General features: G+C 67.2%; 15 protein-coding genes. 10 read left to right on the forward strand and 5 right to left on the reverse strand.

All coding sequences use genetic code 11. The features are described from left to right. Positions 1-299: 299 nt before the first annotated feature. The gene (locus G6N07_RS04830) at positions 300-2,765 is read left to right on the forward strand and encodes a phosphoketolase family protein (protein WP_085190047.1); all 2,466 of its coding nucleotides are present in this window, start codon (positions 300-302) and stop codon (positions 2,763-2,765) included. 33 nt (positions 2,766-2,798) lie between these two features. Here G6N07_RS04830 and G6N07_RS04835 read toward each other — a convergent pair whose 3' ends face one another. Then, positions 2,799-3,233, reverse strand: a complete 435-nt coding sequence (locus G6N07_RS04835) for a pyridoxamine 5'-phosphate oxidase family protein (RefSeq protein WP_085190045.1) — start codon at positions 3,231-3,233, stop codon at positions 2,799-2,801. A gap of 299 nt (positions 3,234-3,532) precedes the next feature. On the opposite strand from G6N07_RS04835, the gene G6N07_RS04840 reads away from it, so the two are divergent. The 8 genes from G6N07_RS04840 (at position 3,533) to G6N07_RS04875 (ending at position 11,694) form a co-directional block, all read left to right on the forward strand. Beyond that, the gene (locus G6N07_RS04840) at positions 3,533-5,893 is read left to right on the forward strand and encodes a glycoside hydrolase family 65 protein (protein WP_085190292.1); all 2,361 of its coding nucleotides are present in this window, start codon (positions 3,533-3,535) and stop codon (positions 5,891-5,893) included. Between the two features lie 178 nt (positions 5,894-6,071). Next, a complete protein-coding gene (locus tag G6N07_RS04845; RefSeq protein ID WP_085190290.1) occupies positions 6,072-7,859 on the forward strand; it encodes an NAD(P)H-dependent oxidoreductase subunit E in 1,788 nt (595 codons plus the stop codon). Next, positions 7,856-8,560, forward strand: coding sequence for a 2Fe-2S iron-sulfur cluster-binding protein (locus G6N07_RS04850; RefSeq protein WP_085190043.1), 705 nt, complete (start codon positions 7,856-7,858; stop codon positions 8,558-8,560). The genes G6N07_RS04845 and G6N07_RS04850 overlap by 4 nt, the downstream gene beginning before the upstream one ends. Positions 8,561-8,658: 98 nt before the next feature. Further along, positions 8,659-9,183: an NADH-quinone oxidoreductase subunit B family protein gene (locus G6N07_RS04855; RefSeq protein ID WP_235849684.1), complete on the forward strand. Its 525-nt coding sequence runs from the start codon at positions 8,659-8,661 to the stop codon at positions 9,181-9,183. 20 nt (positions 9,184-9,203) lie between these two features. Further along, positions 9,204-10,670 carry a Ni/Fe hydrogenase subunit alpha gene (locus G6N07_RS04860; RefSeq protein ID WP_085190040.1) on the forward strand — a complete coding sequence of 489 codons (1,467 nt, stop codon included), beginning with the start codon at positions 9,204-9,206 and terminating at the stop codon, positions 10,668-10,670. Next, positions 10,654-11,142 carry a hydrogenase maturation protease gene (locus tag G6N07_RS04865; protein WP_085190039.1) on the forward strand — a complete coding sequence of 163 codons (489 nt, stop codon included), beginning with the start codon at positions 10,654-10,656 and terminating at the stop codon, positions 11,140-11,142. Before G6N07_RS04860 ends, G6N07_RS04865 begins: the two co-directional genes overlap by 17 nt. After that, positions 11,135-11,353 (forward strand): hypothetical protein, encoded by a 219-nt coding sequence (locus tag G6N07_RS04870; RefSeq protein ID WP_133055529.1) that lies wholly within the window; start codon positions 11,135-11,137, stop codon positions 11,351-11,353. Before G6N07_RS04865 ends, G6N07_RS04870 begins: the two co-directional genes overlap by 8 nt. Before the next feature lie 89 nt (positions 11,354-11,442). Further along, positions 11,443-11,694: a hypothetical protein gene (locus G6N07_RS04875; RefSeq protein WP_085190035.1), complete on the forward strand. Its 252-nt coding sequence runs from the start codon at positions 11,443-11,445 to the stop codon at positions 11,692-11,694. Positions 11,695-11,702: 8 nt separating this feature from the next. Here G6N07_RS04875 and hypE read toward each other — a convergent pair whose 3' ends face one another. From hypE to hypF, 4 genes are read right to left on the reverse strand one after another with little or no spacing between them, the layout of a single operon-like run. Then, positions 11,703-12,776 carry a hydrogenase expression/formation protein HypE gene (gene hypE / locus G6N07_RS04880; RefSeq protein ID WP_085190288.1) on the reverse strand — a complete coding sequence of 358 codons (1,074 nt, stop codon included), beginning with the start codon at positions 12,774-12,776 and terminating at the stop codon, positions 11,703-11,705. Continuing rightward, positions 12,769-13,878, reverse strand: a complete 1,110-nt coding sequence (gene hypD, locus G6N07_RS04885; protein ID WP_085190034.1) for a hydrogenase formation protein HypD — start codon at positions 13,876-13,878, stop codon at positions 12,769-12,771. Before hypD ends, hypE begins: the two co-directional genes overlap by 8 nt. Next, on the reverse strand, positions 13,875-14,159 hold the full coding sequence (locus G6N07_RS04890) for a HypC/HybG/HupF family hydrogenase formation chaperone (protein WP_085190032.1): 285 nt from the start codon (positions 14,157-14,159) through the stop codon (positions 13,875-13,877). Before G6N07_RS04890 ends, hypD begins: the two co-directional genes overlap by 4 nt. Then, the gene (gene hypF, locus G6N07_RS04895; RefSeq protein ID WP_085190286.1) at positions 14,102-16,462 is read right to left on the reverse strand and encodes a carbamoyltransferase HypF; all 2,361 of its coding nucleotides are present in this window, start codon (positions 16,460-16,462) and stop codon (positions 14,102-14,104) included. Before hypF ends, G6N07_RS04890 begins: the two co-directional genes overlap by 58 nt. 163 nt (positions 16,463-16,625) lie before the next feature. Between hypF and G6N07_RS04900 the strand changes: the two genes are divergently transcribed. Further along, the gene (locus G6N07_RS04900) at positions 16,626-16,988 is read left to right on the forward strand and encodes a hydrogenase maturation nickel metallochaperone HypA (protein ID WP_085190285.1); all 363 of its coding nucleotides are present in this window, start codon (positions 16,626-16,628) and stop codon (positions 16,986-16,988) included.

Here is a 16,988-nt window from a genome sequence, read left to right on the forward strand (position 1 = left end):
TCGCCCGGCGATCCGGAGTCGCCGTTGCGGTGGACAACCAAGTCGACGACCGAGCTCACCGCCCTGATCGCCCAGTGATGATCATGTGCCGGCCATCCATTGACTCGAGGAGGTGACCGACGAAGGAGCGACGACCCACAGCGAGGGGTCAGTCGGGATCAGACCCGCTGCGGGGTTGCTACTACGAGCAGCCTTTGGCGCGTCGGCGAGCATAGCGGCTGGGTCTACCCGGCTGGAACAGGCGGGGATCGCCGATTGGCAGTTCAATAGGACCCGAGCCGCGTAGGAAAGGATCGAGGATGACCGCAGTGACAACGGCCTGGCGTTCGGCCGACCCGACCCCGTTGAGTGACGGGACGCTGACCCAATTGGACGGTTGGTGGCGGGCGGCGAACTACCTTTCGGTAGGCCAGATCTACCTGATGGACAATCCGTTGCTGCGGACTCCCCTGTCGCGCAACGAGGTCAAGCCGCGGCTGCTGGGCCATTGGGGCACCACCCCGGGCCTCAACTTCATCTACGCCCATTTGAATCGGGTGATCAAGGAACGCAGCCAGCCGACCGTCTACGTGACCGGCCCGGGGCACGGGGGACCCGGCCTGGTCGCCAACGCCTATCTCGACGGCACGTACTCGGAGACGTATTCCGACATCACCCCCGACGTCGAGGGGATCCGCCGGCTGTTCCGCCAGTTCTCATTCCCCGGCGGCATCCCGTCACACGTCGCGCCGGAGACGCCCGGGTCGATCCATGAAGGCGGCGAGCTCGGCTATGCCCTGTCGCACGCCTACGGTGCCGCGTTCGACAATCCGCACCTGCTGGTCGCCACGGTGGTCGGCGACGGCGAGGCGGAGACCGGTGCGCTCGCGACCAGCTGGCACTCCAACAAGTTCACCAACGTCGCCAACGACGGCGTGGTCTTGCCGATTCTGCATCTCAATGGCTACAAGATCGCCAATCCCACCGTGCTGGACCGTATTCCGACCCAGGACCTGCGTAGCCTGATGCTCGGCTACGGTCACAACCCGTACTTCTTCGAGGTGCTCGACCACCAGGACCCGGCCGATGCGCACCGCGACTTCGCGCTGTTGCTGGACACGGTGCTGAACGAGATCGCCGAGATCAAGAGCCATGGCCATGACGGCGCCCAGGAGCCGGTCCGTTGGCCGATGATCGTCTTCCGGTCTCCCAAGGGCTGGACTGGCCCTGCCTATATCGACGGCAAGAAGACGACCGGATCCTGGCGTGCGCACCAGGTCCCGCTCGCCAACGCCCGCGATACGCCGGAACACCTCCAGGTGCTCAGCGACTGGTTGGCGTCCTACCGGCCGGCAGAACTGTTCGACGCCGACGGGCGCCTCGATGCGAAGATCGCCGCCCTGGCGCCGTCGGGAACCCTGCGGATGAGCGACAATCCCCACGCCAACGGCGGCCTTGTCCTCAAGGACCTGCGGCTGCCCGACTTCCGCGACTACGCCGTCGACGTCCCCGCTCCGGGCTCGACGATCGCCGAGTCGACCAGGGTGCTCGGCCGCTGGCTCGCCGACGTCATTGCCCTGAACCCCGACAACTTCCGAATCTTCGGCCCCGACGAAACCGCCTCCAACCGCCTACAGGCCGTGTTCGACGTGACCGACAAGCAGTGGAACGCCGAGTTCTTCGACGCCGAGGTCGACGAGCACCTCGCGCGGGCGGGACGCGTGATGGAGATGCTCTCGGAGCATCAGTGCCAGGGCTGGCTCGAGGGCTATCTGCTGACTGGACGACACGGCGTGTTCAACTGCTACGAAGCGTTCATCCACATCATCGACTCGATGTTCAACCAGCACGCCAAGTGGCTCAAGGTCACCAATCACATCGCGTGGCGCCGACCGGTGGCCAGCCTCAACTACCTGCTATCGAGCCACGTCTGGCGGCAGGACCACAATGGCTTCAGTCATCAGGATCCGGGCTTCATCGACCACGTCGTGAACAAGCGCGCCGAGGTGGTGCGGGTCTACCTGCCGCCGGATGCCAACACGTTGCTGTCGACCTACGACCACTGCCTGCGGTCACGCCAGTACGTCAACGTGGTGGTGGCGGGCAAGCAACCGAGTCCCAACTTTCTGACGATGGAGGAGGCGATCGCGCACTGCACCCGGGGGCTGGGCATCTGGGAGTGGGCGGGCAACGAAGTGCTGGGCGAGGATCCCGACGTCGTGATCGCGACGTGCGGCGACGTGCCCACGCTGGAGGGACTGGCTGCGGTGGACCTGCTCCGCAGGCACCTTCCCGACCTGCGGGTCCGCTTTGTCAACGTCGTGGACCTGATGCGGTTGCAGGACGAGAAGGAGCATCCGCACGGACTGTCCAACCATGAGTTCGACATGCTCTTCACCTGCGACAAGCCGGTGATCTTCGCCTATCACGGCTATCCCTGGCTCATCCACCGGCTCACCTATCGCCGCGCGGGCAACGAAAACATCCACGTGCGGGGGTACAAGGAGGAGGGCACCACCACCACGCCGTTCGACATGGTGATGCTCAACGATCTCGACCGCTACCACTTGGTGATCGACGTGATCGACCGCGTGCCCTCCCTTGGCTCGACCTGCGCCACGCTGCGCCAGCAGATGGTGGACAAGCGGATCGCCGCCCGCGAGTACACCCGCGCACACGGTGACGACATCCCTGAGGTACGCGACTGGGTGTGGCCGGCCGCGCACGCCGCCACGTTCAGCTCCAGCGTGGCGGCCACCATCTCGACCGGCGGCGACAACGAATAGCGCGCCGAGCCGATTCTGCGGAGTCGGTAGGGGTCAGCCGGCGACACTTCCGTCGTCGGGCTCGGGGCCGAAGATGAACTGTCGGCCGGTCATCACGGTCGGGGTGATCCGTACGTAACGCCGCTTCGTGGTGGCCACCCACGGCAGCAGCGCGGCCTGCTCGGCCTCTTCGATCTGCGAGGCACCCGACAACACCTCGGCGGTGCCGCGAACGATCACGCTCCAGCCCACCGACGAGGTGTACTTGTCGGCTTCGAAGAGCACCTCGTCGCTGACCACGGCGCTGAACAACTTGGTGCCTTCCGCGGTGCGGAACAACACGGTGCCCCGCTGGGTGACGAAATTGACCGGGAAGATGAAGATCTCGTCGGCTATCCGGGTCACCAGGCGACCTAAGGCGACGCTGGAGAGCCTTTCCCAGCTCTCGTCTTCGGTGAGTACGGCAACCGGGGTATGGGGGCTGGTCACCTCCGGGATACTACTGCCGGTCCAGCGGCCCCGCCCGTCCCGTACGCTCTCGGATGTCGCATCCGGATGCTGGCGGCGAGCGACCGGTTCGCGAATCGGACCACGCCGAAGTTTTCCGGCGGTTCACAACAGAGTCACGAACTCGACATGGCCTGGCGGAACCCTGTTGGCGACACCAGACGGAGGAGATTGCCAGTGCCCGTTCGCCAGGTTGCGCCCGACGCGGCCACGTACCGCCCACCGACGTTCGGCGCCGTGCCGGATCCCGGGCGGTGAGCGCCAGTGAGCCCGGCTTCGACATGGCACCCTGGGAACTGCGGTGGCGCGGAGTGGACCCGAGCCGACTCGGGCTGACGGAGTCGGTGTTCGCGCTGTCCAACGGTCACGTCGGCCTGCGCGGAGCACTCGACGAGGGTGAACCGGTGGCCCTACCGGGCACCTACCTCAACGGCTTCTACGAACTACGTGACCTGCCCTATGCTGAGAGTGGCTACGGCTATCCCGAATCCGGCCAGACCATCGTGAACGTGACCGACGGCAAGATCATCCGCCTGCTTGTCGAGGACGAGCCGATGGATCTGCGATACGGGTACGCCGAGGAGCACGAGCGCACCCTGGACTTCCGGTCGGGCACCCTGCGCCGCAATTCGGTGTGGACCTCGCCGACCGGGCGCACCGTTCGGATCCGTTCGGAACGCCTTGTCTCGTTCACCAAACGCACGATCGCCGCCATCCGGTACACGGTGGAACCGGTGGACGAGGACATGAGGCTGGTGCTGCAGTCCGACCTGCTCGCCAACGAACCGGTTCCCCAGCCCGGCGACGATCCACGGCTGGCCGCGGCGCTCGACGCTCCACTGGTCAACGACTACAGCGAATCACACGGACTGCGGGCGCTGCTGGCCCACCACACCCGGCGGTCCAAGCTGCGGATGGCGGCCGGTATGGACCACGAAGTGCACTATCCCGACACCTGCCTGTCCTCCATTCGCGCCGAGGAGGACCTGGCCCGGCTCACGGTGGCGGCAATGGTTCCCGCCGGCGAGCAGCTGACCGTCGTGAAATACCTCGGTTACGGCTGGTCGGCGCATCGATCCGTACCGTCGCTGCGGGCGCAGGTCGACGCGGCGTTGTCGATGGCGATGGAGGCCGGTTGGGACGAGTTGTTGACCACGCAGCGCCAATTCCTCGATGCCTTTTGGCTGGACGCCGACATCGAGGTGGACGGCGACCCCGAATTGCAGCAGGCCGTGCGATTCGCCATGTTCCACGTGCTGCAGGCGGGTGCGCGGGGGCAGGCCCGGGCCATACCGGCCAAGGGCCTCACCGGACCTGGTTATGACGGCCATACCTTTTGGGACACTGAGGCTTTCGTCCTTCCCATGCTCACGTACACGATGCCGGCCGCGGCCCGTGAGGTACTGCGCTGGCGGCACTCGACCCTGGGCCAGGCGAAGGAGCGGGCCCGCGAGATGGGGCAGGCCGGGGCGATGTTCCCCTGGCGGTCGATCAACGGCGACGAATGTTCGGGGTACTGGCTGGCCGGAACCGCAGCGGTGCACGTCACCGCCGACATAGCGAACGCCACCGAACGATATCTCGCCGCCACCGGCGACGCGCGCTTCGAGGTGGAATGCGGGGTGGAACTGCTGGTGGAGAGCGCGCGGCTGTGGGCGCGGCTGGGCCACCTCCGCGACGGCAGCTTCCGCATCGACGGGGTCACCGGCCCAGACGAGTACACCGCCACGACCAACAACAACACGTTCACCAATCTCGTCGCCCAGCAGAATCTCTGGGACGCAGTCGAGGCGTGCCGGCGGCGTCCCGAGGTGGCCGCCCGCCTCGGTGTCGACGCGTCCGAAACGGCGAACTGGCAGCGCTGCGCAGACGCCGTCCACATCCCGTACGACGCGACGCGCGGGGTACACCAGCAGTCGGACGCGTTCACCTCGTTGGCGCCGTGGGACTTCGAGGCGACCGCGGACAACTATCCGCTGCTTCTGCACTACCCGTACTACGACCTGTACCGCAAACAGGTCGTCAAACAGGCCGACCTGGTACTGGCGATGTACGTCCGCGGCGACGCGTTCACCGCGGAGGAGAAGCGGCGCAACTTCGACTACTACGAAGCCCTGACGGTCCGGGACTCGTCGCTTTCGGCCTGTTGCCAGGCGGTGATCGCCGCCGAGGTGGGCTACCTGGACCTCGCGTTCGACTATCTCGTCGAGACCGCGTTCACCGATCTGCACGACATACACGACAACGTCTCCAGCGGCCTGCACATCGCCGCGCTGGCCGGCGCCTGGCTGGGGTGTGTCGCCGGCCTGGGCGGCATGCGACACCGCGGTGACCGGATCACCTTCGCGCCCCGACTACCCGACAGCCTCGACCGGCTGTCGTTCCGGCTCGTCTTCCGCGGCAGCAGGATCCTCGTCACCGTCGACCGTGACGCGGTGACGTATCGGCTGGTCAGCGGCGAGCCGATCGAACTGGCCCACCACGGACGTCGGTTCCGCTTGGCCGAGCATCCCGTCACCCGGGCGGTGCCGCCGATCGACCCCGGCATACCGCCGGCCCAGCCGACGGGTCGGGAACCCTACCGCCGCAGCAGGTTGCGGCTCGACCTCGCCGACTCGTCACGAACCGACCAGGCCGGCTAGCGATGGATCCCGCCAACCGGCGAAGAGCCCGGCTCGGTGGTAACGTCGGCTCGGGGTCAGCGCAGCCACCAGCCGGGCTCCTCCGACGCCGGTTATGGGTTTGCCAACGCCGCCGCGCCGATTCGAATCGAAACCTTCGCGGCAGGCCTGGGTCCGCGAGAATCGAGTGGTGAAGAACATGGCCCACGACGTCGCAGGAACTCTGCGCCGATACGGCAGAGACCGCACCGAACTGCTCGCGATCCTGTGGGAGATTCAGCGTGGCGACGGCTACGTCGGTCCCGACGCGGCCCGCGAGGTGGCGAACTGGCTCGGCATGGCCGTCGAGGATGTCCTCGAGACGGCCACCTTCTACCATTTCTTGCATACCACGCCGTCGGGGCGGTACCGGATCTACTTGAGCAACACCGTCATCGCCAAGATGCGCGGGTACCGCGAGGTATACGAAACCCTCGAGGCAGCGACCGGTGCCCGGTTCGGGGAGCCGGGCAACGCCGACTTCGCGCTGTCCGAGACAGCCTGCATCGGCCTGGCCGACCAGGAGCCGTCGATGCTGGTCGACGGCGTCGTGTTCGGTGACCTGACCCCGTCCTCGGTGGCCGAGATCGTCTCGGGCCTCAAACAGGGCCGGTCACCGGCCGAGATGGCCGATCCGACCGGGCTGGCCGAAGACCAGGTCGAATACGTCGACGTGTTGGCCCACACCGCCGTTCACACCCGCGGGCCGGTGTTCTTCGCCGAGGAGACCGACTACGGCATCCTCGCGCGCCGGTGCCTGGTGACCCCGGCCGAGGAGGTGATCGCCACCATCACCGATTCGGGGTTGCGCGGCCGGGGCGGCGCCGGCTTCCCCACCGGAGACAAGTGGCGACTGTGCCGGGCCGCGGCGGGGACCGACAAGTACATCATCTGCAATGCCGACGAGGGGGAGCCCGGAACGTTCAAGGATCGCGTGCTGTTGACCCGTTCGCCCAAGCAGGTGTTCGTCGGCATGATCGTCGCCGGTGTCGCCGTCGGGGCGTCGCACGGGATCCTGTACCTGCGAGCCGAATACGCATACCTGCGCAGCTATCTCGAACGACAACTGGCCGAACTGCGCGACGACGGCGCGCTCGGGTACGGCTTCGACATCCGGATCAAGATGGGTGCGGGTGCCTACATCTGCGGTGACGAGTCCGCGCTGATCGAGTCCTGCGAAGGCAAGCGTGGGACACCGCGGTTGAAGCCGCCGTTTCCTGTCGAGCACGGTTACCTCGGCAAACCGACGTGCGTGAACAACGTCGAGACCTTCGCGGCCGCCACCCGCATCATGGACAAGGGCGCGGACTGGTTCGCCGCCATGGGCACCGCCAAGTCGAGGGGCACTCGGTTGCTCAGCGTCTCCGGCGATTGCGCGGCGCCGGGCGTCTACGAGGTCGAATGGGGTATCACCCTGCGTGACACGCTCGCCATGGTGGGCGCCGAGGACGCCGTGGCCGTGCAGATCAGCGGGCCGTCCGGCGAGATGGTCTCCGCGCAGGCCGACTCGGACCGCCGGCTGGGCTATGAGGACATCTCCTGCAACGGCTCGGTCATGATCTTCGACTCCCGCCGTGACCTGCTTTCCGTGGTACGGGATTTTATGCAGTTCTTCGTCGACGAGTCCTGCGGCATCTGCGTTCCCTGCCGGGTCGGAAACGTGGCGCTGCGCGACAAGGTCGACCTGGTGATCAGGGGGCAGGCCAGCTCGGCGGATCTTGACGACATGACCAGATGGGGCACGGTGGTGGCCGCGACTAGTCGATGTGGCCTCGGTGCGACGTCGCCTAATCCCATCCTCACCACGATGGCGAAGTTTCCCGGAGCGTTCACCGGCGCCCTGCGTACCGAGGACGACGACGGGCTGCTGCCGTCCTTCGATGTCCATGCCGCACTCAACGGCTACGCCGCAGCCGTCGACCAACTCGCCGGGCAGGAGTCGCGATGACCGTGGAAATCCAGATCGACGGTGTCGCGGTGACGGCCGAAGAGGGCGCCTACCTCGTCGATGTCGCCGCCGAAGCCGGTGTCTACATTCCCACGCTGTGCTATCTGAAAGGCCAGCCCCCGCTCGGGACGTGTCGCGCCTGTTCGGTCAAAGTCGACGGCCGGGTGACGGCGGCGTGCACGGTTCGCGTCGCCGCAGGCATGCGGGTGGAGGTGGAGGAACCGGAGACCACCGACATGCGCAAGGCGCTGGTCGAGATGCTGTTCGCCGAAGGAAACCACAACTGCCCGAGCTGCGAGAAGAGCGGCCGCTGCACACTGCAGGCGGTGGGTTACGAAGTCGGCATGATGGTCTCCCGCTTCCCCTACCAGTTCCCGGTGCGTGCCGTCGACCACGCCTCCGAACACATCTGGCTGGAACGCGACCGCTGCATCTTCTGTCAGCGCTGCGTGGAATTCATCCGGGACCGGACCACCGGAGAGAAGATCTTCAGCATCAGCGGCCGCGGCCACGGCGCGCGCATCGAGATCGACGTGGAGCTGGCCGATGCGATGCCCCCCGATCAGGTGCGTGAGGCGGTCCAGATCTGCCCGGTCGGCACCATCCTGGAAAAGCAGGTCGGTTACGACACGCCGATAGGGCAGCGGCGCTACGAAGTCGAGTCGGTGCGCGACCGCGCGTTGGGCGGCCCGGCCGAATGACTGCTTCGGGAGCCAATTGGATAGGCTCACACCAGCTTCCGGCCACTCCCCTCGATCCGGAAACGGCGGCGAAACGGGCGGACAAGACCAAGGTATCGATGATCAGCCTGTGCGGCTGCTGGGGTTGCACGTTGTCTCTGCTCGACATCGACGAACGACTGCTGACTCTGCTTGACAGGATCACGATCATGCGTTCCTCGCTGACCGACATCAAGCGCATCCCCGAGCGCTGTGCGGTCGGTTTCATCGAGGGAGGGGTGGCCAACGAGGAGAACATCGAGACGCTGCAACACTTCCGGGAGAACTGCGACGTCCTGATCTCCGTCGGCGCCTGCGCGATCTGGGGTGGTATCCCCGCGCTGCGCAATGTTCGCGATCTGAAGGACTGTCTGGCCGAGGCATATCTCGATTCGCCCACCGCGGTGCCCGGCGAGGCGGTCCTCCCGCTGCATCCCCAGATACCGATCCTGACCAGGAAGGTCTATCCGTGCCACGAAGTCGTCCACATGGACTACTTCATTCCCGGGTGTCCGCCTCAACCCGACGCCATTCTCGAGGTGCTCGAGGACATCATCGACGGGCGGCCGGTCACGTTGCCCACCTCCCTCACCCACTTCGACTGAGCCCGAGGAAGTCAACTGCCATGAGTAAGACGCTTGTCATCGATCCGATCAGCCGGATCGAGGGGCACGGCAAGGTCGTCATCGAAGTCGACGACGACGCCCGGGTGGTGGACACCAAACTCCACGTGGTCGAGTTCCGCGGATACGAGAAGTTCATCCAGGGCCACCCGTTCTGGGAGGCACCTGTGCTGATGCAGCGCATCTGCGGCATCTGCTTCGTCAGCCACCACCTGGCCGGCGCCAAGGTGCTCGACGACATCATCGGTGTCGGTCCCGCCTCGGGCACGCACCTGACTCCGACCGCATTGAAAGTCCGCCGCCTCGGCCACTACGCGCAGATGCTGCAGTCCCACGTCACCGCCTACTTCTATCTGGTGGTGCCTGAGATGCTGTTCGGTATCGATGCTCCGCCCGAGAAACGCAACGTCCTCGGGCTCGTCGAGGCCGACCCCGAACTGGTGAAACGTGTCGTGCAGCTGCGCAAGTGGGGTCAGGAACTGCTCGTGGCCATCTTCGGCAAGCGGATGCACGGTATCTCCTCGGTACCGGGCGGAGTCAACAAGGCACTCACCGCCGCCGATGTGAACCGGTTCCTCAACGGCGACGACGGACTGCTGTCGATGGACCAGGTGATGGAATACGCGCAGTTGGGACTGCAGCTGTTCTACCGGTTCCACGACGAGCACCGCGAGGAGGTCGACGGCTTCGCCAACGTGCCTTCCCTCAACATGTGCCTGGTCGGCGACGACGGCAACGTCGACTACTACGACGGCAAGCTGCGGGTGGTCGACGACGACAAGAACGTCGTGCGCGAGTTCGACTATCACGACTACCTGAACCACTTCTCCGAAGCGGTCGAGAAGTGGAGTTACATGAAGTTCCCGTTCCTCACCGATTTGGGTCGCGAGGCCGGGTCGGTGCGGGTCGGACCGCTGGCCCGGATGAACGTCACCCGCACCCTGTCCACCCCGCTGGCCCAGCAGGCGTTGGCGCGATTTCACGCCTACACCGGCGGGCGCGCGAACAATATGACCCTGCATACCAATTGGGCCCGCACCATCGAGACGATCCACGCCGCGGAGGTGATTCGAGAACTGCTGACCGATCCCGACGTACAGGAGGACAGCTTGGTCGTCACACCAGGCGCCGAGGCGTGGACCGGTGAGGGCGTCGGCGTGGTCGAGGCGCCGCGCGGGAGCCTGCTGCACCATTACCGTGCCGGGCCCGACGGCGACGTGACGTTCGCCAACCTCATCGTGGCCACCACCCAGAACAACCAGGTGCTCAACCGGACGGTGCGCAGCGTGGCCGAGCAGTATCTGGATAGGAGAACAGAGATCACCGAAGGGATGATGAACGCGATCGAGGTGGGGATCCGGGCCTACGACCCGTGTTTCAGTTGCGCCACCCATGCTTTGGGCCAGATGCCGCTGACCGTGTCCGTCGTGGACCCGAAGGGCAGGGTGCTCGATGCGCGTACCCGGTGAATCGGTGTCCGTCGCGGCCCTGCTGGCTGATCCGTCGACCTTGGTCTACGGCATCGGCAATTCCGGCCGGCAGGACGACGGGCTGGGCTGGGCCTTCGTCGATCGGCTCGAAGCCGGCCCGCACCGGTGCGCGGCGGTCCTGCACCGCGGCTACCAGCTGCACCTGGAAGACGCCGATCTGATCAACCGATTCGACACCGTGCTGTTCGTCGATGCCACCAAGGAATCCGCGGTGGCCAGTTACCGGTTGACGCGACCGGAGGCGAAGTTCGACTTCAGCTTCGCCTCGCATGCGATGTCGGTTCCGTCGGTCTTGGCGACCGCCGTACAGTGTTTCGGGTGCTGTCCCGACGCGTATCTGCTGGCGATCCGGGGCTACGAGTGGGAGTTGCGCACCGGACTGACCACCCCGGCGGCGGCCAACCTCAGCCAGTCGTTGACGTTGACGCGCCAGACCGTATCGCTTGATTAACCAGACAGTTCGCCACTTCCACGTGGTCTGCCAGCAGTGCACCGCCAGCGTCGACCTGGAGACGGTCATCGTCAGACCGGACCGGGAACGGGCTTCCCGACAGTGCCTCAACGAATTGCTGGTCGACTGCGGATGGCTGCCCACGACATGGGGCTACTACTGCCGCCAACACGCCACGGCGGTGCGCAACGGGTCGATCCGGCGCAGGTGATCCCGGCTGCCTCGGCTTGGGTCCGTTGGCCTTCCGGTTCGGGACCAATGGCACGTCGCGCGTATGGTCGGCGGAACTACGGTGAAATCATGAACCTGCGAATGAAAGCACTCGAATACTCCTACCGGATCCACTGGTCTGCCGGCCGGCACGGATACATCGCCACGGTGGCCGAATTCCCTGCGCTGCAGTCCGAACCGGCCCAGACACCGCATGCCGCGGTGGAAACGGTGATGGCCTCGGTCATCGAACGACTGCACGCGCTCGATGTCGACGGCGCTTCGATGCCGCTGCCGGGATATGGCGCCGCCGCCGACCCGCGTTCGATGCTCGACGCCTGACGATCGGTTCAGCAGATCCGTGGAAGCTGTTCGCCGATCGTGCGTTCCAGAACACGGGTGGTTCCGAACGGGGTCTTGGCCACTGCGATGCCCGCGTGGTCCTCGACCACCCGCCCGATGATCGCGGCGCCGGCGCCCTCGGGCCGGGCTTGCATCGCCTCCAGCACGGCTCCACTGTGCTTGGGATCGACGAAGGCGACCAGTTTCCCCTCGTTGGCCACGTGCAGTGGATCCAGGCCCAGGAATGAGCACGCCGACGTCACGGCCGCCGGAATCGGGATTGCGGGCTCGTCCAGCTCGACCCCCACACCGGCGGCCCTGGCGATCTCCACCACGGCGGCGACCAGACCACCGCGGGTCGGGTCGCGCAGCGCGTGCACCGCACCGGAGGCCTCGGTAACGGCCAGCATCGCCGCCACCAGGTGGTGCAGCGGGGCGCTGTCGGTGACCAGGACGGTTCCGAAGTCGATTCCCTCACGCATGCTCAGGATGGCCAGGCCATGTTCACCGATCGATCCCGACACGATGATGTGGTCGCCGGCGCGGGCCCGTTCGGGGGCGATTTCCACTCCGGCGGCCACGACGCCCACGCCGGAGGTGTTGATGAAAAGCCGGTCGGCGCTGCCTCGTTCGACGACCTTGGTATCTCCGGCGACAATGGGTGCCCCCGCGCGGGCCGCGGCCCGGCCCATGGTCTGCGCGACTGCGCCGATGACGTCGAGTTCCAGCCCCTCCTCGAGGATGAACCCTGCCGTGAGCGCCACCGGTTGGGCACCGCTGCACGCCAGATCGTTGATCGTGCCGTTGACCGCGAGATCTCCGATATTGCCGCCGGGGAAGAACAGCGGCTGCACCACATAGGAATCCGTGCTCACCGCGATCCGCCCGGCGCCGACGCTCAGCAGGGCGGAGTCCCGGGCCGGGACACCGGCCGAGCCGAACGCGGGCAGGAACAGGTTCTCGATCAGCTCCTCCGAGAGCACACCCCCGCCACCGTGCCCGAGCACGATTCGGGAGGTTTCCCGCAACGGCAGCGGGCACACCCAGTTCGCCGGGTCGACGGTCACCCGTGGCTCACACACGGACGCCGGCACCGTGCTCGAGGCGACGGAAGTGGTAGTAGGCGGCACAGGCACCCTCACTGGAGACCATCGTGGCGCCCAGTGGGGTCCGCGGACTGCAGGCGGTGCCGAACGCGGGGCACTGGTCGGGTTTGAGCAGGCCCTGCAGTACCTCCCCGCTGCGGCACTCGGCGGACTCCTCGATGGCGAGATCGCGCACCCCAAAACGGCTTTCGGCGTCGAACTCGGCGTAGCGGGGCGACAGCGTCCAACCCGAGCCCGGGATCATCCCGATACCGCGCCACTGCCGGTCGGTCACGGTGAACACCTCGGCCAGGGTGCGCTGCGCGACAGTGTTGCCCTCCGCGGTGACCGCCCGCCGATAGGCGTTGCGCAGCTCGGGGGTGCCCGATTCCAGCAGCTCGACCAGCTGGCGCACCCCTTCGAGGAGGTCGAGCGGCTCGAACCCTGTCACCACGATCGGTACCTGGAACTTCTCGACCAGCGGATCATATGCGGCGGTGCCCATGACCGAGCACACGTGCCCCGCCGCCAGGAATCCTTGCACCCGGTTGCGGGGGCCGCTGAGGATCGCGGTCATCGCCGGCGGCACCAGCACGTGCGACACCAGCATCGAGAAGTTCCTCAGCCCCGTCCGCCGGGCCTGCACCACGGCCATCGCGTTTCCCGGAGCGGTGGTTTCGAACCCGACACCGAAGAACACCACCTGGCGGTCGGGGTTGTCGGCGGCGATGCGGGTGGCGTCCAGCGGCGAGTACACGATTCGCACGTCACCGCCGCGGGCCCGCACTCCGAACAGGTCGCGGCGACTGCCGGGCACCCGCAACATGTCACCGAACGAGCAGAAGATCACGTCGTCGCGGGCGGCGATCTCCAGTGCGCGGTCGACCATCTCCAACGGCGTCACGCACACCGGGCAGCCGGGTCCGTGCACGAACTCCACCGCATCGCCCAGCAGCTGGTCGATGCCGTTGCGGATGATCGAATGCGTCTGTCCGCCGCAAACTTCCATAATGGTCCACCTGCGGGTGGCTCGCTGCTTGATGATCTCGACCAGCCGGTGTGCCGGGGCGGGGTCGTGGAACTCCTCGACGTACTTCATGACCCTTCCCTCCCGCCCGGCGGCGGCACGTCGGCGGCCCCGGCAAGCTCTTCGCCCAGCATGCCGAGTTCGGCCAGCATCGCCAGAGTTTCACGAGCGGAGGCCTCGTCCAGCCGGGTGATCGCGAACCCCGCATGCACGACCGCGTATTCCCCGATCTGGATGTCCGGTAGGTACACCAGGCACACCGTCTTGGTGGTGCCGCCGAAGTCGACGGTGGACATCAACGTCCCCGACTCCTCCCAGACGCGGACCACCCGTCCGGGTATTCCGAGACACATGTGTGACTCCGTTCGCTGTTGGCACTGCGCAGTGCGGCGGCGACGACCGCCTGACCGAGCGCGAGACCGCCGTCGTTGCAGGGCACCGCCTGATGGGTGAGAACTTCGAATCCTTGACGTGACAAAGCGTTCCGCAGGCCGTCGGTCAATAGCTGATTGACGAACACGCCGCCGGTCAGCCCGATGGTGGCGATACCGGCCGCGCGCGCGTAGGTGGCGGCCGCGTGCGCGGTAGCGCGGATCACCGCGGCGTGGAAACCGGCGGCAAGGTCGGCCGGACACACCCCCGCGCGCGACTGCTCGGCCAGACCGACGATCAGCGGAGCGGGATCGAGGACGCCGTCCGCCACGGCGAAGTCGAGCGCCGCGGCCCGCCCCGCCCCGGCCAGCCCTTCGAGTTCGACGGCGGCCTGGCCCTCGTAGGTGACCTCCTGACAGACCCCGAGCAGGCTGGCCACCGCGTCGAACAGCCGACCCATGCTGGTGGTCGGCACACAACCGACGCCGCGTCGGATCTGCTGGGCCAGGATGCGGCGGCCGTCGGCACCGACCGCCTGCACCGGCGCCAGCGCAGGGTCCCATGCGACCCCGGCACGGTGGAGCAGGTCCAGCGCGATGCGCGCGGGTTGGCGCAGCGCACCCTCGCCGCCGGGCAGGCTGAACTGCTTCACATGCCCGACGCGGGTGAAGCGGGCGGGTTCGGTGATCGCCAGCAACTCCCCACCCCAGATGGTGCCGTCAGTGCCGTAGCCGGTGCCGTCGTAGGCGACCGCCACAATCGGAGTGTCCAACCGCCCATGTTCGGCGAGCAACGCCACCGCGTGGGCGTGGTGGTGCTGCACCGGAACGGTCTCCAGCCCGCTGCGTCGGGCCCACCCGACGGTGGCGTGACGCGGATGCATGTCGCACGCGACCACCGCGGGAGGTGCGGCGGTCATGGCCGCCAGATGGTGCACCACCGATTCGAAGAGGGCCTGGGTGCGCGGGTCGGCCATATCGCCCAGGTGTGGCGACAGGTGCCCACGTCCGGCCCGGTCCAGGAGGCAGGCGACGGTCTTCACGTCACCGCCCGTGGCGAGGATCACCGCATCCGTACGCGCCGCGGTGGACACCGGAAGCGGAGCGAAGCCGCGGGAGCGCCGGACCGCGACCGTGCCGCCGTCCGGCGCGACGGTAACCACCGAGTCCTCGCACGGTAGGCGGATCGGCCGGTCGTGGCCCAGCACACCGTCCGCGATACCGGCGATCCGCGCCACGTCCTCGTCCCGGAACACCATCGGTGAGCCGCTGCCGTTGGCCGACGTCAGCACGAGGGGCACCGGACCCATGCGGGCGAAGAGCAGGTGGTGCACGGGCGAGTAAGCCAGCAGGATCCCGATGTCGCGAAGGCCGGGGGCCACTCCGTCCACGACGCCGGCGCGGCGCCGAAGGAGCACGATCGGTGCGGCCGCCGAGGTCAGTGCCCGCGCGGCAGCGGTGTCGACCTCGGCGACGACCCCCGCCGCCTCCAGGTCGGCGACCATCACCGCCAACGGCTTGGCGGGCCGCTTCTTGCGCTCTCGCAGGGTCGCCACGGCGACGTCGTGATCCGCGCGACAGGCGAGGTGGTATCCCCCGATGCCCTTCAGTGCGACGACCGAGCCGGCCAGAATGGCGGTCGCGGCGGCGCCCGGCGGATCGGCTGCGTCGCCCGGGCCCGACCACCACAGCACAGGGCCGCATTGCGGACAGGCGATGGTCTGCGCGTGGTATCGGCGGTCGTTGGGGTCCCGGTACTCGGCCGCGCAGTCCGCACACATGGGAAACCCGGCCATCGTGGTGCGGGGTCGGTCGTAGGGCAGGCCGGTGATCACGGTGTAGCGCGGCCCGCAGTTCACGCAGGTGATGAAGGGGTGTCCGTACCGGCGGTCGGCCGGGTCGAACAGCTCGCGTAGGCAGTCTGGGCAGGTCGCGAGGTCGGGCGGGATCAGGGTGGGCGGGTCGCCGGTGGCACCGGCCTCGGCTCCGGCCACGATGTGGAATCCCGGTGCGGGATGCTGCGGGGGCAGCGTCGTGAGCAGGATGGCGTCGATGTGGGCCATCGGCGGCGGCCGGGTTCTGATGGCGTCGACCGCGGCGGCCACGGCGTCGGCGTCACCCTCCAGCTCGCAGCGCACCGCCCCCTTGTCGTTGCACACGAACCCATTGACGTTATGCCGCTGCGCGATCCGCGCCACGGTGGGCCGGAAGCCGACGCCCTGCACCACTCCGGTGACGTCGACACGCACGCGCACCCGCGCATCAGGTGCGCTGACCGCCGTCATGAACCTCCGAACCACCGGGCCGTGCGCGGACATGGGCTGTCGGACACAGGTTGGTGTGCCCAGGCTAAACCCGGCAAGCGAACTCGACAATTCAAACCACGATCCGCGCCATGGTGGGACGGCGGTCGCGCGGTCACGGCCGTCGGGTGGCAGCATGGAACGGGTGCATGAGCTGTCGCTGTGTCACGCGATCGCGAACGTGGTTAGGCCGTATGTCGAAGGCCGGCGCGTCGACGTGGTGCGGGTGCAGGTAGGTGCGCTGCGGCAGGTGGTCCCGGAATCGCTCGAGTACTGTTGGTCGGTGGTCCGCACGCAGGAAGGCATGCCCGACGCCGAACTGCACCTCGACTGGGTGCCCGCCGAAGTGCACTGCCGCGGGTGTCGACGCCACAGCACCATCGAGTCCCGGTGGTCCGTTCGCTGCCCGAGCTGCGACACCGGCGAGGTCGATCTGATCTGCGGCGACGAGTTCGCCGTGATGTCGGTCGACGTCAGCGACGTCCCGGACGTCGGCGAGTTGGACTGA

Origin of the sequence: Mycolicibacterium doricum, from assembly GCF_010728155.1 — a bacterium.
Lineage (GTDB): Bacteria > Actinomycetota > Actinomycetes > Mycobacteriales > Mycobacteriaceae > Mycobacterium > Mycobacterium doricum.

What these genes read in the sequence shown, in the direction of transcription:
- G6N07_RS04865 (WP_085190039.1), top strand. Translation starts at nt 10,654, where the DNA reads ATGCGCGTACCCGGTGAATCGGTGTCCGTCGCGGCCCTGCTGGCTGAT.
- G6N07_RS04840 (WP_085190292.1), top strand. Translation starts at nt 3,533, where the DNA reads ATGGCACCCTGGGAACTGCGGTGGCGCGGAGTGGACCCGAGCCGACTC.
- G6N07_RS04860 (WP_085190040.1), top strand. Translation starts at nt 9,204, where the DNA reads ATGAGTAAGACGCTTGTCATCGATCCGATCAGCCGGATCGAGGGGCAC.
- G6N07_RS04875 (WP_085190035.1), top strand. Translation starts at nt 11,443, where the DNA reads ATGAACCTGCGAATGAAAGCACTCGAATACTCCTACCGGATCCACTGG.
- G6N07_RS04850 (WP_085190043.1), top strand. Translation starts at nt 7,856, where the DNA reads ATGACCGTGGAAATCCAGATCGACGGTGTCGCGGTGACGGCCGAAGAG.
- hypF (WP_085190286.1), bottom strand. Translation starts at nt 16,462, where the DNA reads ATGACGGCGGTCAGCGCACCTGATGCGCGGGTGCGCGTGCGTGTCGAC.
- G6N07_RS04845 (WP_085190290.1), top strand. Translation starts at nt 6,072, where the DNA reads ATGGCCCACGACGTCGCAGGAACTCTGCGCCGATACGGCAGAGACCGC.
- G6N07_RS04830 (WP_085190047.1), top strand. Translation starts at nt 300, where the DNA reads ATGACCGCAGTGACAACGGCCTGGCGTTCGGCCGACCCGACCCCGTTG.
- G6N07_RS04855 (WP_235849684.1), top strand. Translation starts at nt 8,659, where the DNA reads ATGATCAGCCTGTGCGGCTGCTGGGGTTGCACGTTGTCTCTGCTCGAC.
- hypD (WP_085190034.1), bottom strand. Translation starts at nt 13,878, where the DNA reads ATGAAGTACGTCGAGGAGTTCCACGACCCCGCCCCGGCACACCGGCTG.
- G6N07_RS04890 (WP_085190032.1), bottom strand. Translation starts at nt 14,159, where the DNA reads ATGTGTCTCGGAATACCCGGACGGGTGGTCCGCGTCTGGGAGGAGTCG.